Origin of the sequence: Polaribacter sp. Q13, assembly GCF_016858305.2 — a bacterium.
GTDB lineage: Bacteria > Bacteroidota > Bacteroidia > Flavobacteriales > Flavobacteriaceae > Polaribacter.
On record NZ_CP074436.1, the window covers coordinates 1,688,291 to 1,712,547 of the forward strand.

The window sequence follows — 24,257 nt, forward strand, 5'->3', positions numbered from 1 at the left end:
AACCATTTAAAATAATAAAACTACGAAATCGTTTTAGGCTATTTTTCGTTATTATAGGTGAAAAATAGCTATTTTTTTTGATTAAATTTAATGGAATACATTATTATATTGTTATTTTTTTTTAAGCTGCAAAAGTAATAACACATACAAGAAAATTAAATGATAAAAATCATTTTTAGTGATAAATACTACATTTATTAATTTCCTTCAAAATTAATTAAATTATCCTTTAATTTAAATATTGAATCTTTCTTAACTTGAGCCTGTGTTCTTCTTATTACACTCTTCTTACCCCTAATTTTCCTTAACAAGCCAGAAAGCGAATTAAAGTTTACTTGATAAGAAAGCCCTACTCCTTGTGTATATCCTTCTTCTTCTGTAGAATATTGTATTTCGTTTTGTCTATTAAAAATTACTCCTCTAAAGTTGCCTTCTTTATTTAATAATACTTCTACTTTTACTTCGCCAACAACGCTAGATTGAGTTTGAGTACCAACTGGCACCCCTACTTTTCCATTAATAATAACTTTATCTCCTAATTGTGTACTTACCGAAACATCTACTTGGTTATCTGTATTTAGACTCTCTATATCACTTCCACTATTTCCTTGCTGGTAATCTACTCCTAATTGAAATTTACCATCAGGGTTGTTTAATAAACTAGAAAAAGCTGCAGCTACAGCACTAGAAGCTGTATTAGAAATGGTTTCTCCTGCATTAAAATCTACTTTATCTGGATTTGCAAAACTACCAAACGCAAGTAAGGATATAAACTGTGTTGTTTTCTCATTTACATTGTTATCATTTAATATAAATTCTAACTCACTAGCTATTGAAGGGTCTACATTTGATAATTGAATATCTAACTCTTGTTTAGAGCTAAATAATCCTCCTGTAATTCTAGTAACTAAATCTACCTCTATCTTTCTATTAGAGTTAAAATTATCTAACAAAACAGCAGGGTTTGCTTTTGCTTTATAAATTGCAGTAACATCTAAATTTGCTTCATAAGGATTTCCATTCCAAGAAACCGTACCTCCTTTTTGAATTAAGAATGGTTTATTTACTATACCCCCATATTTAAAATCGTAAACTCCACTATCAATCATATAATCGCCAAACATGTTAAATTTCCCTCTAGTATTTATCTCAATTCTAAGGTTTCCTTTCCCTTTTCCTGTTAACTGGCTCCCATTTACCTCATCTATAACTACCTGAGCAGTTGCATCTTTTGTTACGTCTAAATCTATATTTAAAGACAAACCTTTTATAGCCTCTAGAGCAACTTCCTTTTGCTTTTCTTTAACGGCTATTTCTTTCGATTTAAAATGAATTAAACGATAACTATCTACCGTTTCTACATCTTTAAGAGGAACAACAAAAGCGGTTCCGGGCATTGTTTTAGCATTTATATCTATGGTTAATTGATCTGTTAAACCTGTAATATTAGCGGTACCATCTATAAAGGCCGTACCATAATATAAAGCTTCATCTGTGTTTTTGGTATCTAAGACTAATAAGTTATCACTTTCTATTTCTATATTTAAAAACCACTTTTTAAAATTTAAATGAGTAATATCTCCAATCAATCTTCCGCTACTTTTATGTTTGGTATCTATTAAAGAGATACCTTCAAAAATAAAGGATTGATCTTGCAAACTAATAATAGACTCTCCTTCAAAATCATAATCTACATTTAGATACGGAAATTTTAAACCTGCATTTTTAAGAGTTAAAGTACCTTCCATTTCTGGGTTCCCTAAAAAACCTCGTAGAGAAAAATCTCCATTTGCAGTTCCTCTTATAGAGGATAAAACATCTTGCCCAAGTGGACTAAAAGCATCCAACCCAAATTCTTCTAAATAGACATCTAAATCTATTAAAGGTCTTTTTTCTGAAAAATCTAAAGAGCCTGTAGCAGCAATGCTTTTTACCTTTTTATTCTTTATAGATAAATCTACGTTATATTTTTTATATGAATTATCTCCTTTAACATTTAAAGATAAATCTCCTTGCTTAAAATTATTTACTTCAAAATCATGAATAGAAAGTAACGCTTCCGGACTATAAATTCCTTTATTTTGCACAAAATCTAGATGACCAGAAAGCTCTCCTTTTAAAGCAAGACTATCTATTTTAGGTAAAAAACTTTGTAATTTTACTTTGGTAAAATCGGCTAAAAGTATTTTTTCTGATTCTCCTTTTAAACTACCTGAAAACTCAATTTCTTGCTCTCCTGATGTTAATTTAAACTGACTAAAATCAAAATCATTTTCTTTTATATTAAAAGTAACTTTATTTTTATTCTGCTCGTTCGGGTCTATATTCCATGTGTTTTCTTTAAAAATAAAGGAAGATTTTTCAAACCCAACTACAGATTTCCCCTCTGGATTAAATGTGTAGAAGAAATCGAGATTAAAGTCTTCATTTTTTAAATCTCCTCCTTTAAAAACAGATTTAAAATATAAGGTGTCATTTTGATTTAAACTTAACAGGTTTAATTTTGATATATTATAATATTTTGTATTTACTTCTGATGCCGTTAAATGCGAATTATAAAGTGGGTTTTGATTATCTGTCCTTAATAAAATATCTTTAATTTCATTGCCATAGCCTTCAATTTTAGGTGAAGAAAACGTTAACCTTAATTGATTTTTATCCGCTTTAATTTTACCTTTTATCTTGGTATTGTCATCAATAGAAATGTCAGGAAAAAAAACAGTAACAATTTGATTATAAATAGTAAAATTAAAATCTAAAAACTGATTAGGCTTTACAGCATAAGGTGTATAGTTTGTATAAATACTACCTAAGGCATTTTGCGCAACGGGTAACAATTCAGAAAAAGAAAATTTACCTGATAGATATCCTTCTGCAATATCTTTAGAAGCTACTTCTATTGTTTTAATACTATCCTTTAATGAGGAGGTTACATTAAATTCTTTAAAATTAAATTCTTCTTTTTGGTTTGTATATAAAATATTTTTAAAAGTTGCTTTACCCGTAATATCATCAAAGGTATTTCCTTCTACATCTAACTCAATATTTCCTTTTAAAATAGCAATGCTATCTCTTGTAAAAAGATTTGTTTCTTTTAAATTTAAATACTCTATATTAGATTTAAAATCGAACTTATTTATCTCGGTTGATAAATCTGCCAACCCATTAAAATTCATTTTAAAATTAGCATCATCAATTTTTAAATCTCCATCAAATTTATTATTTTGATATTGACCATTAGCTTCAATATTTTTGTAATTATACCCTTTAAAGTTAAGTCCTGATATAGTACCAACAAAAGAAGTATTTATGTTTTCTAATTTAAAACCACTACCTTTTACATCTCCTTTCAAAGAAACCTCACCAAATAAAGGATCATTGAATAACTCACCAATATTAAATTTCTGTAACGCTACTTTTCCACTATAGGCAGCATAATCGATATCATCTATATTAGAAATTTGTAGGTCTGTTATAGCGCCTCCTATTTCAGATTTTAAATCTAGATTGGCTTTAATTTCTTTACGGGTTACATTAATTTTTCCTTTTATTGTAAATTTTCCAAATTTTGCAAATTCAGATGGCAATGTTTTTCCTAAAACATTAGGTAAAACACTTTTTAACTCGCTGTAAGTTGCCGTTAAGTCGCTTAAATCACCTCTAAATATAAATCCCTTTTCAAAATTAACGGCATTTACAAAACCTAAATTTCCAATTACTCTAATTCCTTTTCTAGAGGTTAATCGAAGTTTGTTTAAAGCAAAATTATTTAATTTCCCTTTAAAATCTCCTGTAAAGGAAATGTCATCATTGCCATTTAATTCATTATAATATTTTTTTAAATCGGGTATAGCTATATTGCTCTTGGCAAAGGTTGCAGTTATATTTACTTTATTATTAAAATCTACTAAATCTTCTCTTTTATACGTAAAATCTATATTGGCATTAATATCGGATTTTCTAGTTTGCAATGTTGTATTTACAAAATGCATTGCGGTTTTAGAATACGAAAAATCTGTTGTTAAATTAGTAACCTCTAAATCTCTATTATCAACAAAATAGAGTCCTCTTAATTTTGAAGAAAAATCAGGCCCATAAACCAATAAATCTTGTAAATTCCCTCCTCCATTACTTGCGGAAAATAAAATAGGATTGTTACTATTTTCGTTGATTAATTTATAATTTAAATCACTTACATAAACATTAGAAGATTTTAATATAAAAGGGTTCGCAAGAGAGTCTTTTGGAGAACCATCATCAAAGCTATCTATAAAGACAGCCATAGAATCGTCTTTTTCCCCTTTATAAGTTTTCATATACACATAAGCACCATCTAAAGAAATACTACCTAAACTAACTTCACTTTCTAAAACTTTTTTAGCGTTTAAAATAGAAGTTGTTAATTTTTTTACAAAGATTAAAGTGTCTTTATGATGATCTCTAATATCGACTCCTTTTAACTGTACATTTCCTAAAAAGGATAAATCTATTTTTTCTACAGAAATATTGGTATTAAAATCCTCATTCAATTTTTTAGTAGCGTAACTCCCTAATTTTGTTTGAATAGCAGGAATAGAAAGTATAATACTAATGAGTAGCATAAAGAGCACAAAGTACCCCAGCCATTTCAGTATTATTTTTCCAACTTTTTTGATAACGCTCTCTATTTAAAATGAATGTAACAATATGTTAAATACTAATCAAAAATATTGCCAGTTCTTACAAAGAACGTGCAAATTTAATAAAGAATTAAATTTCTATTCTTAAAAAAGGACGACAACCTAAAATTATCCTTAATTTTGCTTTAAATTAATATTTTTAATGGAAAAACAGGTTTATATATTAGGGATAGAATCCTCTTGTGATGATACTAGTGCTTCAGTAATTTGTAACGAAAAAATACTGAGCAATGTTGTAGCTAACCAAGAAATACATTCTAAATATGGCGGTGTTGTTCCAGAACTGGCTTCTAGAGCACACCAACAAAACATTGTGCCTGTTGTACAACAAGCTATAGCGCAAGCAAACATTACCAAAGAAGATTTGTCTGCAATTGCATTTACGCGAGGTCCGGGCTTAATGGGATCTTTATTAGTGGGTACTTCTTTTGCAAAATCTCTAGCCATCGGTTTACAAATTCCTTTAATTGATGTAAACCACATGCAAGCACATATTTTATCGCATTTTATTGAAGAAGAAAATAGTAAAACACCACCTTTTCCTTTTATCTGTTTAACAATTAGTGGCGGACATACACAAATTGTTAAAGTGACCAATCATTTTGAAATGGAAGTTTTAGGAGAAACAATTGATGATGCTGTTGGTGAAGCTTTTGATAAATCTGCAAAAATTTTGGGTCTTCCTTACCCTGGAGGTCCATTAATAGACAAGCACGCAAAATTAGGAAACCCAAAAGCTTATCAATTTACAAAACCAAAAGTAGGCGATTTAGATTTTAGTTTTAGTGGATTAAAAACAGGTATTTTATATTTTATTCAGAAACAAGTTAGAATAAACCCAAACTTTATTGAAGAAAACTTAGATGATATTTGCGCTTCTATTCAGTATACTATTGTAGAAATCTTAATGGATAAGCTAAAAAATGCGGTAAAGCAAACAGGCATTAAACATATTGCTATTGCCGGAGGTGTTTCTGCAAATTCAGAAATTAGAAATCGTTTACAATTAGCCGAAAAACATTTTGGTTGGACCACCTACATCCCTAAATTTGAGTATACCACAGATAATGCTGGCATGATTGCCATAACGGGATATTTAAAATACTTAAACAACAATTATTCTGATATTTCTGTAACGGCAAAAGCGCGTTTAAAAGTTTCAGAAAACTCATAATTTTTTATCACAAAAAGAAATCACTTAATAACAAACAGAAATTTAACTCCTTGAAAACTTTAAAAAACAGACTTTTATTCAATATCTATTATTTTCTTTTATGGATTGGATACTTTGTATTTGCACGTTTATTTTTCTTACTATTTTATTTTGATAAAACGAAAGACCTAGGCATCTTAACTACCTTAAAAACATTTATTTACGGCTTACAACTAGACAGTTCTTTTGCGGCTTATTTATGTTTTATTCCTTTTTTAATCATCATTTTTTCTGTTTTTACCAATTCAAAAAAAATTGGAACGATTATAAAATGGTATTCCGCAATTTTGATTATATTTTTAAGTTTATTATTAATTATTGATGCTAATTTATATCAATCTTGGGGCACACGTTTAGACACTTCTTTATTAAAGTACTTGAATACTCCAGAAATTATGGTTGCTTCAGCATCTACTTTTCAACAGATTTCTGGAACTATTTTTTGGGTAATCACTTCTTTTATTTTTATTAAATTATTTAATAAAATTATTACCAAAAAAATTGATAAAATTGAACAAAGTTTTTGGCTACAATCTTTTGTTTTTTTATTGATAGCAGCGGCTTTAATTATACCTGTTAGAGGTGGTTTACAAACCATACCAGTTAACCAAAGTAACGTTTATTTTTCTAGCAAAATGTTTGCAAACCATGCATCCATAAACTACGCCTGGAATTTTTTTAATGCACTTACACATAAATCTAACACTACAAATCCTTATAAATTTTTTGATGATAAAGTATCAAAAAGCTTAATCAATAAAAGAAGAAATCTACTTTTAACAGCAAATACAGATAGCATTTTAAACACCACTAAACCCAATGTAATTTTAATAGTTTGGGAAAGTTTAACGGCAAAAGTTGTGGGTTCTTTAGGCGGTGAACCTAATGTAACAGAAAACCTAAACAAACTTTCTAAAGAAGGTATTCTATTTACCAATTTCTACGCAAACGGAGATAGAACAGACAAAGGAATTCCTGCTATTTTAAGTGGTTACTACCCACAACCCACAGAAAGCATTATGAAAATGCCGAATAAAACAAGAAGCCTACCCATGTTACCTAAAAACATGAATGATTTAGGCTATAATACTTCCTTTTATTATGGTGGAGATTTAAATTTTGGGAACATGAACACCTATTTACGAAATGCCGGAATTACCGATTTTGTAGATGGAAGTTTTTTTGATAAAAAAGATTGGAATTCTAAATGGGGAGTTCATGACCACGTGCTTATGCAACGTATTGCAGATGATCTCTCTAAAAAACAAAATGAACCTTTTTTTAAAATAGCCTTAACACTTACAAGTCATGAACCTTTTGAGTTTCCTGACACCTATAAATTTGGTAAAAAAACAGAAGAAGATAAGTTTAAAAGCGCCCATGCGTATACAGATAAAACCATCGGTAAATTTATCAATTTTGCAAAACAACAACCTTGGTATAAAAACACCTTAATTATAATTTTAGCAGATCACGGACATAGAATTCCGGAACAAAAAGGACCTTTTAACGCAACTTCTAAATATAGAATACCCATGTTATGGTTGGGAGGTGCTTTAAATAAAAAAGGCATTGAAATTAACACTATTGCTAGTCAAATAGATTTGCCTTACACTCTTTTAGACTTAGTAAAAGGAAACAATGCGGAATTTAAATTTAGCAAAAACATCTTTAATACTTCTGATAAACAATACGCACATTATATTTACAACAAAGGGTTTGGCACACTTACTAAAAATGGGTTTTACTTATTCGATTATATGAGTAAAAAACCAACAGTAGAAGAAGGTACGGAAGCTCTAAAATTAGATTCTTTAGGGAAAGCGATAACCCAAGATGCTTTTCAAGATTTTATGGATCGTAAATAATTTATTTTTATAGTAGATTGATTATAAAGTATTGTAGAAAATATTATATCTATAAAACATCCCTAATCTTCTCAATAAAATCCGTAATTGTAAAAGGTTTAGAAATTACACCAGAAAAACCTAATGTCAAATATCGTTCTATATCTTCAGTAGAAGTATTGGCTGTTAATGCTAAAAAAGGAGTTGTAGTATTTACATTTGTAATAACATCCTTCTTCTTCATTAACTCTTCACCTGTCATGTTTGGCATGTTTATATCTAATAAAACAACATCAAAAACCGCTGTTTTAATTTTAGAAAGCGCCTCTAAACCATCATTAACTAGCATTAAATTCACTTTTTCTTTTTTCAAAACATGTCTAATAATTGTCTGATTCATTAGATCATCCTCAGCCACCAATATTTTTTTACCTTTTAAATCTTTATTTTTCTTTTTAATCTTTTCTACGGGTATTACCGAATTATTTAATTTTGAATATTTTTTAAAAGGAATTTCAACAAAAAAAGACGATCCAACATTCAATTCACTTTTTACAGAAATGGTACCATTCATTGCTTTTACCAAACGGTTAACAATTGCCAAACCTAAGCCCGCTCCACCATATATTCGGTAGTCATTTAATTCGTTTTGTTGGTATTCTTCAAATATCTTTAAGCATTGACCTTCATTCATTCCTCTACCAGAATCTGTAACTTCAAAAATTAAGGTAAACTCATTTTCCGCTTCTGCAACTACTTTTACGCTAATTACAATACTTCCTTTATTGGTAAACTTTATAGCATTGCTAATTAAATTTGAAAGTATTTGACGAATTCTTACTGAATCACCTAAAACAATATCTGGTAGTTTTTCTGAAGTTAAAAAAACAAGATCTACTTTTTTATTGGTATGTAAATACTGAAAATCGTTCTTACAATCTTGAATAATATTTCTTATAGAAACCTCTTCGTAAACCAAGCGTAATTTACCTGCTTCTATACGCGATAAATCTAAAATGTCATCTACTATAACTTTTAAATTTTTACCTGCAGATGATAAGTTTTTAATGTATTTAGCAACCTTTTTATTCAATTTTTCTGATGAAATCATTTCAGAATACCCAAGTATTGAATTCAATGGATTTCTTACTTCATGGCTCATCATAGCCAAGAAACGAGATTTCTCTTCATTTGCTTTATCAGCAATTTTACGCAATTTTTCTAGTTCAATATTTTTTTCTGTAAGTTCTCTTTTTATAAAAAAAATATCGTTTCTATTTTGATTAAGCTGATTTACATATTTATAAACATTGGTTCTATTATGTATTAAAAGATCAATGCAAGCTTCCTTTTTAAAAAGTTCTAAATCTATATTGTACTCAATAGCCTTAGAAACAATAACCATACCTTCTAAAAGAAATGGCTCGTTAAAAGGAAGAGCGTCTAAAGTTCCTTCTAAAAAAGGACAAGAATCATAGATAGATTCTAGAATTGTAAATGTAGTTTTGGCAAACTTCCCTGCTACTATACTCTTTATAACTCCTGAGTAATCAGTAGTTAAATGTATAAAAACATCTTCTATTTTTGCAGGTATCAATATTATTATTTTAAAGCTAGAGTTGTTAATTTCATAAATGCATCTTCTACATTTTCATCTTCTTTAGCACTCGTAATTAAATCAATATCTACAGAAACCTTTTGTACTACGTTTTCTAATTCTTCCTTAGACAATAAATCTTTTTTATTACCAACAATAGTTATGTTTTGTAAACCAGATAATTCCTTAACCATTTTTAAATTCTCTTCAATAGTTAAATAGGTTTCTTCTCTACTTACATCAAACACATACATTGCAGCGCTAGAACCTAAAAAATAAGCTTTTGGTATTTTCTCATTACCGGTTGTACCGGCAACATCCCAAATCATTAATTTAATAGTTTCATTTTTATATTCTACTACTTTTTTACTTACTCTTACTCCAATAGTACTTATGTAATCTTCGGTAAATTCATTTAAAACAAATCTTTTAATTAATGAAGTTTTACCAACGCCAAAATTACCAACGAGTAGTACTTTTTTTGCTATCATAAATTATGGGGGGGCATTATTTATTTTTTAATTAATTGATTAAATATTAATTTATTTAAGCGCTCTTCCTCAGATAAATAAGAACGATCTCTTAAAATAGTTTCTGCTAAATTATTTATATTATCAGATAATTCTTCTGTTAATTCCTCTGTTAAAACGCCAGAAGTTGCAATGGCAATATAAATGGTTTTAAAATTTTTTATAGAAAGCTGAAAAGTTTCGAATTTAATATTTTCTAAATCCTGACCTTCTTTAGAAAAAGCATCTTCTGCAAAAGATTTAATGGCTGTTAACATACCAGAAATCATATCTTTATCGGCTATATTACCTCTAGAATAGCTTCCGGAAAGCAAACCAGATTCTTTATCTATTACAAAAACTTCTTCTATAACAAATTCAAAAACTTCTTCTAAAACAATACCAGCATCGTTTCTTTTTCCTTTAAAAAATCTTTTTAATATCTCCTGAATAGAGAATTTTTCTTTTACAGTTTTATTAATACTATCGGATAACTTTGTAATTTCTGCAACAATAAATTTCTTAACCATTTTACCCATAATTGGGTATAAGGCTTCTACAACTTCATCTTGAGAGTCTCTAATTTGAACTTTTATAGTTTCTGTAATAGTATCTCCAAAATCTCTTGAAAAATTTTCTCGGAGGTCAGAAATTTTCTCATCTACCAGAGGAGAAACTCTTTTCGATAATTTTTCTCTAAGAATAATTTCTTCACTAAGAGCATCGAACTTATCTCTATCTTCAGCTAATAAAAGGTCTCTGAGCAACTCAAAACGATTGTCTTTATTGTTATCTGCAGGCGTATATTTCATCTATTCTTGCAACATCAATGCAATTTTCTCTAAAGCTTTTCCTAATTTCTTTCTATCTGCTTTTTCGTCATCTAAATCTGCTAATCTTTTATCTAAATCATCATTTAAGTCTTGAAACTTATGTTCCATTAAACTTTCTAGATCTGCTAATTTATTTTCTATATTGGTAACAGACTCCGCTAGATTTTTATTTGTTTGATCTTTAAGTGTTTTAATTTGGTCGTAAACATCAGCAAATTCAGTGCTGTATTGCTGCATATTTTCACCAAATATTAAGTCTCTTACTGCTGCAATTCTGTCGTCAATTTTATGATTTTCAACTGCCGGTTGTTTATTTTCTGAATTTTTTTCCATTTATACTAAAAATTGGTTACTAAAAGGGGGGTTATTTTAACTCTTTTATAAAAAAAGGTCTATTAACAAATATACACTAAAAATCAGTTTATAAAAACCTAAACAGTTATTTTTAAGCCATCATAAGCCAAAAAAACGTTATTTGGTAGTATTTTAGAAACAGCATCATGAAAACCTAATTTGTGACTTATGTGTGTTAAATATGCTTTTTTTGGTTTAAGTTCTGCTATAAAACATAGCGCTTCTTGCAAATTAAAATGAGTTGGATGCTCATCTATCCTTAATGCATTTACCACTAAAACATCTAAGTTTTGAAGCTTCAATTTTTCTTCATCAGAAACATATTTTACATCTGTTAAATAGCCAAAATCTCCAAATCTATATGCTGTAATTGGTAGTTTTCCATGTATCACTTTTATTGGAGTTACTTTTAATTCATCAACATAAAAACTTTTTTTATCAACAATTATTGGCAATACACTTGGCGCTCCAGGATACCTATTTTCTGTACTAAAAATATACTCGAATCTTTTCTCTAAACTCCTTAAAGTCCTCTCATTTAAATAAATAGGCATCTCCCCTATTTGATAACAAAAGGCTCTTAAGTCATCTAAACCACCTATATGATCTGCGTGTTCATGAGTAAAAAAGACACCGTTTAAAGATTGTACATTTTCTCTTAACATTTGCTGCCTAAAGTCTAGACCACAATCTACCGTATAAGAAACATGGTCCCAAGAAATTAAAACAGAAGACCTCAAACGCTTGTCTTTTAAGTTTTTAGATAAACAAACAGGGTCGTTATTTGCAATCATCGGAATTCCTTGTGAAGTACCTGTTCCTAAAAAGGTAATATTCAGTTGTTTCTTGCTAAAATTCATTCCAACAAAAATAACATAAAAATTGACTGATAGCTGTCTATTTTAGTACATTTGTTTGAACCTTAAAATAGCATTATATGGCAATATCTTTAAAAGGAGATCAAGAAATTAGTAGTGTACCTACTACAAAAAGCAAAGCTTTAAGAATTAATTTAAATAAAGATATATACGGAACTTTTGCAGAAATAGGTGCAGGACAAGAAACTGCACGTAATTTCTTTAGATCTGGAGCTGCTTCCGGAACCATTGCAAAAGCTATGAGTGCTTATGATAAGGATTTTTCTGATGCAATTTATGGTGTGGAACAAGACAATCGTTATGTAACACAGCCACGTTTAAAAAAAATGTTAGGTCATGAAATTGATTTAATGGAAGACCGTTTAAGTAGACAAAAACATCCAGATAAATTATTTTTTAGTTATGCAAATACTGTAACTACTATAGATTTTGCAAAACAATACAAAGGCCACGGTTGGGTTGGTATTCGTTTTCAACTAGATCCTTTAGAAGGCTATAATGAAATAGTTTTACACTTACGTTTTAAGGAAACTGATGCTCGTTTACAACAAGAAACCTTAGGTGTTTTAGGTGTAAATTTAATTTATGGTGCTTTTTATTTGAATGATAATCCTAAAGATTTAGTAAAATCTTTTTATGATAATTTAAGCAATGACCAGTTAGAAATTGATATGATTAATTTTGCTGGACCTCGTTTTATGTATGTAGACAACCGTTTAATGAGTTTACAATTGCTAAAAAACGGCATGACCAATGCGGTGATGTTTGGCCCAGACGGAAACAACTTATTACCAGCACAGGTATTATATAAGAAAAACATTTTAGCTTTACGTGGAAGTTTTAGACCTGTTACTAAGGTAAATATGGACATGTATGAAAAGTCTAAAAAAATGTTTTTAGCAGAAAAAAAAGTAGATGAAAATAAAACTCAAGTTATTTTTGAGATTACACTAAGTAATTTAACCTCAGAAGGAAAAATTAACGAAAGAGATTTCTTAGACAGAGCAGAATTACTTTGTTCTCTAGGACAAAATGTAATGATTACAAGCTTTCAACAATACTTTAAATTAGTAGAGTATTTTAGTGAATTCACGAAAGAAAGAATGGGATTAACCATGGGTGGTCAAAACCTAATAGAACTTTTTGATGAAAAATATTACCGTAATTTAAGTGGAGGTATCTTAGAAGCTTTCGGTAAATTATTCTATCGAGATTTAAAAGTTTACACCTACCCTTACCACGATACAAAATCTGACGAGTATATTACAATTGAAAGTTTAAAAGTGCACCCAAGAATGAAAGAATTATACAAGTTCTTTAAAAATAATGGTAAACTTGTTAATATTGATGACTTTGATAAAGACATCTTAGATATTTTTTCTCGTACCATTTTAAAAATGATATTAAATGGAGAATCTGGTTGGGAAGAAATGCTGCCACCAGGAATCTCTGACATTATAAAACAAAAAAGACTTTTTGGATATTCTAGAACTAGAGTAAGAAATAAACATTAAACCTTTTTAAATATTTTAAGTCTAAACTCTACAAACTATATAGTTGACAGATGAAACTCTTTTAATAGAACAATTAAAAAATGTTCAGACTAAAGAAAAAGCGTTTAGAGAGTTAATGTCTCTCTATAAAGAACGCTTGTATTGGCACATTCGTAAAATTGTGATTTCTCATGATGATGCAGATGATGTTCTACAAAATACGTTCATTAAAGTTTTCAAAAATATAGATAAGTTTAATCAAGAAAGTAAATTATTTTCTTGGATGTATAGAATTGCCACAAATGAAGCTATTACTTTTATAAATAAAAGAGCTAAAAAAAGAAGTGTAGACATTTCTGATTATCAACAAGAATTGGCTTCTACTCTAGCGAGCGATGATTTTTTTACTGGAGATGAAATTCAACTGATTTTACAAAAAGCTATTGCTACTTTACCTCAAAAACAACAATTGGTTTTTAACATGAAATATTTTGATGAATTAAAGTATGAAGAAATGTCGGAAATACTAGAAACATCTGTTGGAGCCCTAAAAGCCTCTTATTTTCATGCAGTTAAAAAGATTGAACTTTATATAAAAAAAGAAACAAATTAAACCTTTATATAAAAAAAAGGTCTAAAAAGTATCATGGAAAACAATATAAAAAATAGCGAAGAGTTTTTAAACTCAATTTTAGGAAAAGAAACAGGTTTTTCTCTTCCTAAAAACTATTTTAGCACAACTGAAGTTTCTGTAGAAGCCAAATTAGCGGAAGAAAACTTTACAAAAGAAAATGGTTTTACAACTCCAGATTCTTACTTTAAAGATCTAGAAAGTGAAATTTTATCGAAAGTTTCATCAACTAAAAAAGTAACTAAAGTTATTTCTTTTAAAGAAAGAGTTTTAAAAATGATCCCTATTGCAGCAGCAGCTTCTGTAATTTTATTTATCGGATTAAATTCTTTTGTATTTAATAAAAACGAAGAATTAACTATAGACTCCTTATCTGATGATGATATTGAATTTTGGTTAGATTCTAATACTTTAAACACCAATGATATTGCTAATGTATTAGAAAATGATGTATTAGAAGAAAACGATTTTTATTTCTCTTTATTAGAAGATGAAAACATTGAAGATTACATTAATACTACCGATAACACTTCATTTTTAAATGAAATAAACTAAAATTAAGAATATGAAAAAAATAATCACACTTATATGTATTGGCCTTTTTTGTACTCTTACTTCGTCTGCTCAAAACAAGAATGTAAGTAGAGAAAAAATTAAGGCGCTTAAAGTTTCCTATATAACAGAGCAATTAAGCTTAACATCTAATGAAGCAGAAAAATTTTGGCCTATCTACAACCTGTATATTAAAGAACAATATTCTTTAAGAAACAATCTTAGGTCTAAAATAAAAAATGCTACGAAAGAAGAAGATAAAATGATTTCTGAAAACGAAGCAGAAACATTAATACTTTTAAAATTAACTATAGATAAGAAAATTTATGAATCGCAAAGAGATTTTATAAACAACATAAAAAAGGTAATTTCCTATAAAAAGATAGTCCAATTGCAATTTGCTGAAATGGAATTTGGTAGAAAATTAATGAATAAATACAAACACAAGAAAGCTAATTCTAAAAATTAAGTAAAAAAAAAGGAAGCATTTAGCTTCCTTTTTTTTACTTAATTAATGCCATACAAGAATATAATTCTGGTTTATTAGATGTAAACTGCTTTAACCAAATTGTTAGCTCATCTACTTCATAAGGTAACAATCGACTTAAGGCCTTTTCCACTTCTTTACAAAATAAATCTGAATTAAAACTTACTTTTTTTAGTATCGTTTTAGTGTACTCAAACATTGCTCTAGCCATTTTTAAGAATTAAATTATACAATAATATAACGTTTACTAAATCGTTTTAGTATGTTTAATCAAATTTAATAAAAAAACCATCATTCTTTCAAATGATGGTCTTAAAATTTCTTTAAAAATTTGTTAAGATTATAAAGTGTTAATCTTTTCTACCAAACCTTTCGCTTTTTCTTCTAATTCTAGATTGATCGCTTTAAAGTGTGCTTTCTTGTTTTCTACTTTACTGTTGTTTACTTTAGAAACTAAAGTATCAAAAGTTTCAATAGCTTCATCAATGATTGCATCTCCTTTTTCTGGTGCATTTTTTAAGATTGAAACATCTAATGCATATTCGATAACATCACCTAAAACGTAATTGATATCTTTTTTTAAGTTTTTTATACTTGCCATAACTTATTTAAAATTTAATTTTGCAAAGTTAGGTGTTTTTATCTAATTGTTTCTGATATTCCTCAAAAAATAAACCAACATGATATCCATCTACCAATGCATGGTTTACAGAAATTGCTACAGGCATCATTATTTTATTGTTTTCTTTAAAAGTTTTACCAAAAGATAGTTTAGGTATACTTTCGTTTTTAACACCAGAAACAGGTTCTTTTTGACTTGTAAATGAAAACCAGGGTAACGCTGAACAATAAATACAACTATCAGATTTTATTGGCGGAAATAAATCCGTTGAATTTAATATTCGTTCCTTTTCTTTTAAGTAATTTTCATTAAACTCGTTAAAATCATCAGAAAAATGAATAAATGAAAAGCCAAAAGTATGGTCTTTTCTTGCCATAGTAGCAGAAGCGTGTATGGCATCACAAATAAAAGGCACTGTCTCATAAAGTGTGTAAGTTTTAAAATCTCAGGTTAATTAATTAACCTGAGATTTTTTTATTAATTTTAAATTTTACATACTTATGAAACCAGAAGACATTTTAAACGAAGATTTTTTAAAGCAATTTAAAAGCGGATCAGAACTTACTAATTTTTTAGAACAGCTTCATAAACGAGGCATAGAAAAGATCCTTGAGGGAGAATTAGATGCTCACCTAGATTATGATCGACATCAAAAAAGTAAATCAACTAATCTTCGAAATGGGTATACCAAAAAGAAACTAAAAACAACTTTAGGGGAGACAGAAATAAACGTTCCAAGAGACCGTGAAAGTTCTTTTAACCCAATGATTGTTAAAAAAAGAGAAAGTACTACAGAAGGTATAGAAAACATTATAATTTCCCTTTATGCAAAAGGGATGAGCAATAGTGATATAGAAGAACAAATACGAGAACTTTACGATTTTAACATCTCCACAAGTACTATATCAAGAATTACCGATAGTATCACCAATGATATTATAGCTTGGAAGAATAGACCTTTAGAAGCAACATATCTTATCGTTTGGATGGATGGAATCGTTTTTAAAGTTAGAGAAAACTCTAAAGTCATCAACAAAACCATTTACATTGCTGTAGGTTTGAGAACCGATGGTAAAAAAGAAGTACTTGGTTTATGGTTAGGGAAGAATGAATCTTCTGCTTTTTGGATGAGTGTTTTAACAGATATTAGAGCTAGAGGAACACAAGATATCTTAATCACAGCAACCGACAATTTAAACGGATTTACAGATACAATTAAAACTGTTTTCCCTAATTCTGTTACTCAAATATGTGTAGTGCATCAGATTAGAAACTCTTGTCGTTACGTTGTTTGGAAAGACAAAAAAGAGTTTACCAGAGACATGAAACAAATCTATACTGCACCTACAAAAGAAGCTGCAAAGGCATCCTTAAAAGATTTTAAAGATAAATGGGATTCTAAATATTCTTATGCGATTAAAAGTTGGGAAAATAACTGGGATGAACTTACCGTTTTCTTTGATTTCCCTATAGAAATAAGAACTATAATTTATACCACAAATCTTATAGAAAATCTCAACGGGAAAATTAGAAAATATACTAAAAACAAACTCTCGTTCCCAACCGATGAAGCTGTCATGAAATCTGTTTTTTTAGCACTGAGAGAAAGTACTAAAAAGTGGACAATGCCAATTAGAAATTGGGGAATTATACTTAATCAATTTTTAGCTATATTTGAAAACAGGATTAAACTATAAATAATTTAACCCTGAGTTTTTCAACTTACACAGATTTTAGGATAGTGTCCAAATAAAAACTTTATCTTCTTGTATTCTATATTTAAAATTTTCAATACTATTCAAAGCTTTTAAACAAGCGTATAAATACATTACAAAAAAAGACTTTTTCTCTGTTTTAGATTTATGAAAGATACCCGTTACATCTACATTTACGGTTACTCCAAAAAAAGGATCCTCTAAATTGATAAAGTGTTGGTAATGCTGCTTTCTATTCCAGGTATCAATATTTAAATATTTCATAAAAAACGTAATATCTCTTTAATTTTAGCCACCGTTTTATAATCTGAATCTGATTTCTCTTCATCACTAACTTCCTCATGTACCCAAGTAGTATGAAAAGGAACATGTATTGCTGAGGCTCCTAAAGCTATTAAAGGCAAAACATCTGATTTTAAAGAGTTACCAATCATTAAAAACTCTGAGGGCTCTACATCTAAGTGATTAATTAACTTTGTATAATCTTTCTCTTTTTTATCACTCATCACTTCTATATGATGAAAATATTTTAGCAAATTAGATTTTTCTAGTTTACGTTCTTGATCTAATAAATCTCCCTTGGTAGCTACAATTACCTTATACTTTCTTTGTAAAGATTGCAGCACTTCTTCTACTCCATCTAATAACTCTATAGGCTTATCGATCATTTCCTTGCCTATATTCAAAATAGCTTCTATTGTCTTTTGATTTACATTGTAATTAGACAATTCTAAAGCACATTCTACCATAGACAACACAAAACCTTTTACACCGTAACCATAATGTTTTAGATTTTCTATTTCCTTTTTAAAAAGTTCTTGATCTATTTTATTTTGAGTTTCGTATTTGGCTAATAACTTTGCAAACGCTACTTCTGCATCTCTAAAATAAGTTTCATTTACCCACAAAGTGTCATCGGCATCAAACGCTATTACTTTTATGTTTTCACTTATTTTATACATAATTTATGATTTTAAAAATTGAATAGCTTTTTCTAAATCTTCAGGAGTATCTATACCAACAGCTTCTACATCTGTTTCTACCATTTTTATTTTTTTACCAATTTCTTGATATCTAATGGCTTCTATTTTTTCTGCAGCCTCTAAAGGCGTCATTGGTGTATTGTAAAAATCTATTAAAGCTTGTTTTCTAAAAGCGTACACTCCTTTGTGTTTGTAATACTTAACAGCAACATCTTTATCTCTGTGATACGGAATTACACTTCTAGAAAAATAGATTGCTAAATTATCTACATCTGTAATAACCTTAACATTATTAGGATTTTCTATATCTTCCTTATTGGTAATTTGTACTTTTAAAGAAGCTAAGTCAATCTCTTTTTTGTCGTCTTTTTTAAAAACATCAATTAATTTGGATAAAGAGACTGCATCAATAAAAGGTTCATCCCCTTGCACATTAATTACAATATCTGCGACAATATTTTCTACTGCTTCAGCAATTCTATCAGAACCACATTCGTGCTCTTTTGTACTCATTATTGCTTTTCCACCTGCGTTTTCTATCGTTTTAAAAATCACATCAGAATCTGTTACAATATAAACATCATCAAACAAATTAGTATGCAATGCTGCTTCATACGTTCTTAAAATTACAGGCTTCCCTCCTAAATCTTTCATTAATTTTCCTGGAAAACGAGATGCACTATAACGTGCAGGAATCATGGCAATTATTTTCATAAATTATATTTAATGGTACTAGTATAAATTATTACTCTCCAGAATACCTCACAAAATTTCTTCGTGTTTCGTATAATGTTACTTCTATGTCTAAATGTGCTGGAATATGAGGTCTTAATTTATTATAAATAACTATTGATATATTTTCTGCAGTTGGATTTAAGTTTTTAAAATCCGCAACTTCAATATTTAAGTTTTTATGATCTAAAGGCTCTTCTACTTCATCTTTTATCAATTCTCTTAACAAGCCTAAATCGTACACAAAACCAGTTATGGGGTCTACCTCTCCAAACAAAGCCACAATCATTTCATAATTATGACCATGGTAATTTGGGTTGCTACATTTACCAAACACCTCTAAATTTTTTTCATCCGACCAATCTGGATGAAACAACCTGTGTGCTGCATTAAAATGTGCTCTTCTATAAACTTTTACTTTAGGCATTTGCTAATTTTTCAAAAGATTTGTCAAAAATAATTTTAAACCACTCTGTATATTCTTTCGGATTGTTTTCCATGTCGTTCTTAACATCTACTAACGTCATCCATTTATAAGCTTCTACTTCTTCCTTATTTATTTTTGGTGCATCATTATAATAACCAACCATAACATGGTCTAATTCGTGTTCTGTTAAACCATTATCAAAAGGCGCTTTGTAAATAAACGAAAAAACTTCCTTAATCTCCGTAACAAAACCCATTTCTTCTTCTAATCTTCGTTTTCCAGCTTCTAAATTTGTTTCTCCATCTCTTTGGTGAGAACAACAAGTATTTGTCCATAATAATGGCGAATGGTATTTATGTGCTGCCCTTTGTTGCAACATTAATTCTCCTTTATCATTAAAAACGAATACAGAAAAAGCTCTATGCAATACCGCTTTTTCGTGTGCTTCCATTTTAGGCATTAATCCTATCTGGTTATCTTTTTCATCAACTAAAACTACTTGTTCTTCCATATTAGCAAAAATAAGAAAATCAATGAGTAATAAAACATAAAATAATTACAAAAGCCATCAGACTATTCTATTCTTTTATTATGATGGTTTATATTTGTAACTCTTTATAACTGCTTTTTATTTATGAAATTTTTCTTACGATGCTTATTTCTTATCGCTTTAATCGCATTTTCTCAATGTAAAGATGAAAACAAATCTGTAGAAAAAAATACTTTAACACTAAAAAACAAGAAAGTAAAAAAAGAGATCGTTAAAGCTTGGGATAGTTTAAACAGCCACAACACCGAAGCTTTTTTAACTGAATTTGGCAAACAAAACCCAGAAACAATTGTAGAGATAACAACAGAATTTGGTAAAATAAAACTACGCTTATTTGAAGATGTGCCTATTCACAGAGCCAACTTTATTTTCTTAACCAAAATAAAATATTTTAACACTACAGTTTTTTATAGAATTGCTAAAAACTTTGTGATTCAAGGTGGTAATTCTGATGAAATGTACACGCAAAAAGAACGTAGAAAATACGGCAATTATCTGTTAAAACCCGAATTTAGAAAAAACAGAAAACACAAATATGGTGCTTTGGCTGCCGCAAGACAATGGGACAATAACCCTAATAAATTATCCAGTCCTTTTGAATTTTATATTGTTCAGAAAAGAAGTGGCGCACATCATTTAGATAATGAACACACCGTTTTTGGCGAAGTTATTTCTGGTTTTGACACCATGACAAAAATATCTAAAGTAAAAGTTGGCGTTGATGAATGGCCTATAGATGATGTAAAAATGCATATCGAAATTATAGAATAAAAAGTTATTTCACAGAGATTCACTGAGATATTTCACAGAGATTCACAGAATTCTTTTTAATATAAAAGGTCAGTAAAAACCTGTAAATTCTATCTCTTTTTTTTCTTTTCATCACCTTTTAAATCACTAAAAAAATTATAGAATAAACCCTATCTTTGCACCTCAAATTTTGTAGATGACTTTTTTAGAAGAAATAGCACGTAGAAGAACCTTTGGTATTATATCGCATCCGGATGCAGGTAAAACCACATTAACAGAAAAATTATTACTATTTGGTGGTGCAATACAAGAAGCAGGTGCTGTAAAAAATAATAAGATTAAAAAAGGAGCAACTTCCGATTTTATGGAGATTGAACGTCAGCGTGGAATTTCGGTTGCCACTTCTGTTTTAGCTTTCATCTATCAAGATAAAAAAATAAATATTTTAGATACTCCTGGTCACAAGGATTTTGCTGAAGATACTTTTAGAACTTTAACTGCTGTAGACAGTGTTATTGTGGTAATTGATGTTGCAAAAGGTGTAGAACCGCAAACCGAGAAATTGGTAGAAGTTTGTAGAATGCGTAACATACCTATGTTGGTTTTTATCAACAAGTTGGATAGAGAAGGAAAAGATGCCTTTGATTTATTAGATGAAGTGGAACAAAAATTGGGTTTACGTGTTACACCTATGAGTTTTCCTATAGGAATGGGTTATGACTTTAAAGGAATCTATAACATTTGGGAAAAGAAATTAAATCTTTTTTCTGGTGATAATAAAACTTCTATTTCCGAGGGTGTTGAGTTTGACGATTTATCAAACCCAGAATTAGACAAAATAGTTGGTAAAAAAGCCGCAGATACTTTACGTGAAGAAATAGAATTGATAAGCGAGGTTTACCCAGAATTTGACAGAGAAGAGTACCTAAGCGGTTCGCTGCAACCTGTATTTTTTGGATCTGCTTTAAATAACTTTGGAGTAAAAGAATTATTAGATGCATTTATTAATATTGCTCCTGCTCCACAACCTAAAAAAGCAGAAGAGCGTTTGGTAGATTCTAAAGAGAAAAAAATGACTGGTTTTGTGTTTAAAATCCATGCAAATATGGATCCTAAGCACAGAGATAGATTGGCTTTTATAAAAATTGTATCGGGTACTTTTAAAAGAAATGCGCCTTATTTACATGTTAGAAATGGTAAAAAAGTAAAGTTTTCTAGTCCAAATGCTTTTTTTGCAGAAAAGAAAGAAATTGTAGACGAATCTTTCCCTGGAGATATTGTAGGGATACACGATACCGGAAACTTTAAAATTGGAGATACTTTAACAGAAGGTGAAGATTTGAATTTTAAAGGAATTCCTAGTTTTTCTCCAGAACATTTCCGTTATGTAAACAATGCCGATCCTATGAAATCTAAACAATTATTTAAAGGTTTAGATCAATTAATGGATGAAGGTGTTGCGCAATTATTTACGTTAGATATGAATGGTCGTAAAGTAATTGGTACTGTTGGTGCTTTACAATACGAGGTTATACAATATAGACTAGAACATGAATATGGTGCAAAATGTACTTACGAAAACCTAAATGTACATAAGGCGTGTTGGGTAGAGCCAGAAGACCCTAAAAACGAACAGTTTAAAGAATTTAAACGTGTAAAGCAACGTTATTTAGCCAAAGACAAACAAGGTCAGTTAGTATTTTTAGCAGATTCTGAATTTACCATACAAATGACGCAAAGCAAATATCCAACTGTAAAGTTGCATTTTACAAGTGAATTTAAAAAATAATAATGATGAGAAAATTACTTTTTTTACTGTTAGGAATCCTCTGTTTTAATGGTTTTTCTCAAACTTATGATTTATCAGATTTTAAAGGTAAAGAATTACATAATTCTATTCGATTAAATTACATTTTAGTTCATCAACCTGTAGATAAGGTTGGTTATGACTTAGATTCAACAATGGGTTTTGTTGGAATAAATTATAATTTCCCTTTAAATAATTGGTTATATACAGGAGTAGGTTTTCATGGAGCCATAACCGGAGATCAAGGTGGCTTATTTACGCTAGGCGTAAATTTAGGCGTAAATACACCCATCTATAAAAATTTGTATTTTGATGCGAACGTCCATTTTGGCGGTGGTGGTGGTTTTAGAAGTTTGGTTAATGGTGGTGGAATTATCTACCCAAATATAGGTTTACAATACAAAGATAACGGCTATTCTTTTGGGGTACAATATGGGTATGTAAACTTTTTTACCGGAATTCAAAAAAGTGACAATGTTTCGTTTTTTGTAGAAATACCAACATCATTTAGAACAGCATCTTACAAAGATGCTCAAAAAACTTTTGTAGAGAAAAATACTTCTACTGACAAATTTTGGAAGAAACCAGCTAGAAAAAGTGTGCAACAAATAACCTTCGATTTCCTTTTTCCTATTCGCAACTCTAGAACAGATGCTAGCACAACTCCTAAATATAAAGAAATAGACCATACTTTATCTCTTTTGGGGTTTGAATACCAACGTTATTTAACTAAAAACTCCTTTGCCTATGCACATGTAGATGCCATGTATAGTGGTTTAACCGCAGGTTTTATGGATGTTTTTATTGGACTTGGAAAAAACTTTGTATCAACCAAACATGTTAATTTGTTTGGTAAATTTGGTATGGGAGCTGCAGGTGGTAGAATTTATCCTGAAGGCGGATTAACAATGTATCCAAGTATTGGTGCAGATGTAAAAATAACAAAACAATTTGGTCTGAGTGCTCACGGAGGATATCACAGAGCTATTGGCGGAACTTTTGAAGCTTATACTGCTGGTTTCAGCTTAAAATATTATGGCTTAAGTGGCGGAAAAACACATCCTTTTACAGAAGAAAAACTAAGTACTATTAAAACGCAAGGAATACAAATTGGTGTGCAAAACCAATCTTACTTTAGTGTAAATCGCTTTGGAATTAATGAAGATTTAGAAACATCTACAGTAGATTTACAATTAATTGCTATAAAAGTAAACTATGATTTAAACCATCGTTTTTATATTAACGGAGAAGCTTCTTTTGCTTACGAAGGAAGGTCTGGTGGTTATGCTCATGGTCTTTTTGGCTTGGGTATTAAATCTAATAGATTTGTAAACAATAGATTTTCTTTATTTGCAGAAGCAGCTGCAGGTGTAGCTGGTGGTGGAAGAGTAGATTCTGGAGAAGGTGTTTTAGTAAGACCAACTGCAGGTATTAATTACCATGTAAATGATAATTTTGCATTTACTTTTGCTGGCGGACAAATGTGGTCTCCTTATGGTAACGTAAACTCTACAAATATAAATATTGGTTTTACGTATGGTTTAACCATCTTAAATGCGAAAAAATAATTTATGTTGATTTTTTTTCAACATTTTATC

At 29.5% G+C, this 24,257-nt stretch carries 24 protein-coding genes; 10 read left to right on the forward strand and 14 right to left on the reverse strand.

All coding sequences use genetic code 11. From position 1 onward, the window contains the following. Window positions 1-197: 197 nt before the first annotated feature. Window positions 198-4,601, reverse strand: a complete 4,404-nt coding sequence (locus JOP69_RS07050) for a translocation/assembly module TamB (RefSeq protein ID WP_203395179.1) — start codon at window positions 4,599-4,601, stop codon at window positions 198-200. A 220-nt stretch (window positions 4,602-4,821) separates the two neighbouring features. Here JOP69_RS07050 and tsaD point away from each other — a divergent pair, with 220 nt between their 5' ends. Continuing rightward, on the forward strand, window positions 4,822-5,853 hold the full coding sequence (gene tsaD / locus JOP69_RS07055) for a tRNA (adenosine(37)-N6)-threonylcarbamoyltransferase complex transferase subunit TsaD (protein ID WP_203395178.1): 1,032 nt from the start codon (window positions 4,822-4,824) through the stop codon (window positions 5,851-5,853). Window positions 5,854-5,903: 50 nt separating this feature from the next. Continuing rightward, window positions 5,904-7,760 carry an LTA synthase family protein gene (locus tag JOP69_RS07060; RefSeq protein ID WP_252191205.1) on the forward strand — a complete coding sequence of 619 codons (1,857 nt, stop codon included), beginning with the start codon at window positions 5,904-5,906 and terminating at the stop codon, window positions 7,758-7,760. A gap of 49 nt (window positions 7,761-7,809) precedes the next feature. On the opposite strand, the gene JOP69_RS07065 is transcribed toward JOP69_RS07060, so the two are convergent. The 5 genes from JOP69_RS07065 to JOP69_RS07085 all read right to left on the reverse strand — a co-directional run bounded on the left by JOP69_RS07065 (window position 7,810) and on the right by JOP69_RS07085 (window position 11,892). Beyond that, window positions 7,810-9,336: an ATP-binding protein gene (locus JOP69_RS07065; protein ID WP_203395177.1), complete on the reverse strand. Its 1,527-nt coding sequence runs from the start codon at window positions 9,334-9,336 to the stop codon at window positions 7,810-7,812. A gap of 5 nt (window positions 9,337-9,341) precedes the next feature. After that, window positions 9,342-9,827, reverse strand: a complete 486-nt coding sequence (locus JOP69_RS07070; RefSeq protein WP_203395176.1) for a Rab family GTPase — start codon at window positions 9,825-9,827, stop codon at window positions 9,342-9,344. Window positions 9,828-9,847: 20 nt separating this feature from the next. After that, a complete protein-coding gene (locus tag JOP69_RS07075; protein WP_203395175.1) occupies window positions 9,848-10,657 on the reverse strand; it encodes a cell envelope biogenesis protein OmpA in 810 nt (269 codons plus the stop codon). Next, the gene (locus JOP69_RS07080; RefSeq protein WP_203395174.1) at window positions 10,658-11,011 is read right to left on the reverse strand and encodes a hypothetical protein; all 354 of its coding nucleotides are present in this window, start codon (window positions 11,009-11,011) and stop codon (window positions 10,658-10,660) included. A 98-nt stretch (window positions 11,012-11,109) separates the two neighbouring features. After that, window positions 11,110-11,892, reverse strand: a complete 783-nt coding sequence (locus JOP69_RS07085) for an MBL fold metallo-hydrolase (protein WP_203395173.1) — start codon at window positions 11,890-11,892, stop codon at window positions 11,110-11,112. A gap of 77 nt (window positions 11,893-11,969) precedes the next feature. On the opposite strand from JOP69_RS07085, the gene JOP69_RS07090 reads away from it, so the two are divergent. The 4 genes from JOP69_RS07090 to JOP69_RS07105 are packed head-to-tail and all read left to right on the forward strand — an operon-like array spanning window position 11,970 to window position 15,055. After that, window positions 11,970-13,424, forward strand: coding sequence for a TonB-dependent receptor (locus JOP69_RS07090; protein ID WP_203395172.1), 1,455 nt, complete (start codon window positions 11,970-11,972; stop codon window positions 13,422-13,424). A gap of 43 nt (window positions 13,425-13,467) precedes the next feature. Beyond that, on the forward strand, window positions 13,468-14,016 hold the full coding sequence (locus JOP69_RS07095; protein WP_203395171.1) for an RNA polymerase sigma factor: 549 nt from the start codon (window positions 13,468-13,470) through the stop codon (window positions 14,014-14,016). 33 nt (window positions 14,017-14,049) lie between these two features. Beyond that, the gene (locus tag JOP69_RS07100) at window positions 14,050-14,589 is read left to right on the forward strand and encodes a hypothetical protein (protein WP_203395170.1); all 540 of its coding nucleotides are present in this window, start codon (window positions 14,050-14,052) and stop codon (window positions 14,587-14,589) included. Between the two features lie 10 nt (window positions 14,590-14,599). After that, a complete protein-coding gene (locus JOP69_RS07105; protein WP_203395169.1) occupies window positions 14,600-15,055 on the forward strand; it encodes a sensor of ECF-type sigma factor in 456 nt (151 codons plus the stop codon). A 34-nt stretch (window positions 15,056-15,089) separates the two neighbouring features. Here JOP69_RS07105 and JOP69_RS07110 read toward each other — a convergent pair whose 3' ends face one another. The 3 genes from JOP69_RS07110 to JOP69_RS07120 all read right to left on the reverse strand — a co-directional run bounded on the left by JOP69_RS07110 (window position 15,090) and on the right by JOP69_RS07120 (window position 16,110). Beyond that, on the reverse strand, window positions 15,090-15,284 hold the full coding sequence (locus JOP69_RS07110; protein ID WP_203395168.1) for a hypothetical protein: 195 nt from the start codon (window positions 15,282-15,284) through the stop codon (window positions 15,090-15,092). Between the two features lie 129 nt (window positions 15,285-15,413). Continuing rightward, window positions 15,414-15,674, reverse strand: coding sequence for a hypothetical protein (locus JOP69_RS07115; RefSeq protein WP_203395167.1), 261 nt, complete (start codon window positions 15,672-15,674; stop codon window positions 15,414-15,416). A gap of 28 nt (window positions 15,675-15,702) precedes the next feature. Continuing rightward, a complete protein-coding gene (locus JOP69_RS07120; RefSeq protein ID WP_252191206.1) occupies window positions 15,703-16,110 on the reverse strand; it encodes a CatA-like O-acetyltransferase in 408 nt (135 codons plus the stop codon). A gap of 85 nt (window positions 16,111-16,195) precedes the next feature. Between JOP69_RS07120 and JOP69_RS07125 the strand changes: the two genes are divergently transcribed. After that, window positions 16,196-17,392, forward strand: coding sequence for an IS256 family transposase (locus JOP69_RS07125; protein WP_215602623.1), 1,197 nt, complete (start codon window positions 16,196-16,198; stop codon window positions 17,390-17,392). Window positions 17,393-17,428: 36 nt separating this feature from the next. On the opposite strand, the gene JOP69_RS07130 is transcribed toward JOP69_RS07125, so the two are convergent. From JOP69_RS07130 to idi, 5 genes are read right to left on the reverse strand one after another with little or no spacing between them, the layout of a single operon-like run. After that, window positions 17,429-17,674 carry a CatA-like O-acetyltransferase gene (locus JOP69_RS07130; protein WP_203395212.1) on the reverse strand — a complete coding sequence of 82 codons (246 nt, stop codon included), beginning with the start codon at window positions 17,672-17,674 and terminating at the stop codon, window positions 17,429-17,431. Further along, window positions 17,671-18,372, reverse strand: a complete 702-nt coding sequence (locus JOP69_RS07135; RefSeq protein ID WP_203395211.1) for an HAD family hydrolase — start codon at window positions 18,370-18,372, stop codon at window positions 17,671-17,673. Before JOP69_RS07135 ends, JOP69_RS07130 begins: the two co-directional genes overlap by 4 nt. A 3-nt stretch (window positions 18,373-18,375) precedes the next feature. Next, the gene (gene kdsB / locus JOP69_RS07140; protein ID WP_203395210.1) at window positions 18,376-19,107 is read right to left on the reverse strand and encodes a 3-deoxy-manno-octulosonate cytidylyltransferase; all 732 of its coding nucleotides are present in this window, start codon (window positions 19,105-19,107) and stop codon (window positions 18,376-18,378) included. Window positions 19,108-19,138: 31 nt separating this feature from the next. After that, window positions 19,139-19,552 carry a 6-carboxytetrahydropterin synthase gene (locus JOP69_RS07145; RefSeq protein WP_203395209.1) on the reverse strand — a complete coding sequence of 138 codons (414 nt, stop codon included), beginning with the start codon at window positions 19,550-19,552 and terminating at the stop codon, window positions 19,139-19,141. Beyond that, entirely contained in the window at window positions 19,545-20,063 is a 519-nt protein-coding gene (idi, locus tag JOP69_RS07150; RefSeq protein ID WP_203395208.1) for an isopentenyl-diphosphate Delta-isomerase, read from the reverse strand. Before idi ends, JOP69_RS07145 begins: the two co-directional genes overlap by 8 nt. A gap of 123 nt (window positions 20,064-20,186) precedes the next feature. Here idi and JOP69_RS07155 point away from each other — a divergent pair, with 123 nt between their 5' ends. From JOP69_RS07155 to JOP69_RS07165, 3 genes are all read left to right on the forward strand, one after another. Then, a complete protein-coding gene (locus JOP69_RS07155; protein ID WP_203395207.1) occupies window positions 20,187-20,873 on the forward strand; it encodes a peptidylprolyl isomerase in 687 nt (228 codons plus the stop codon). Between the two features lie 175 nt (window positions 20,874-21,048). Next, on the forward strand, window positions 21,049-22,641 hold the full coding sequence (locus tag JOP69_RS07160; RefSeq protein ID WP_203395206.1) for a peptide chain release factor 3: 1,593 nt from the start codon (window positions 21,049-21,051) through the stop codon (window positions 22,639-22,641). Window positions 22,642-22,646: 5 nt separating this feature from the next. Beyond that, window positions 22,647-24,227 carry a hypothetical protein gene (locus JOP69_RS07165; protein ID WP_203395205.1) on the forward strand — a complete coding sequence of 527 codons (1,581 nt, stop codon included), beginning with the start codon at window positions 22,647-22,649 and terminating at the stop codon, window positions 24,225-24,227. The last annotated feature ends 30 nt before the right edge of the window (window positions 24,228-24,257 follow it).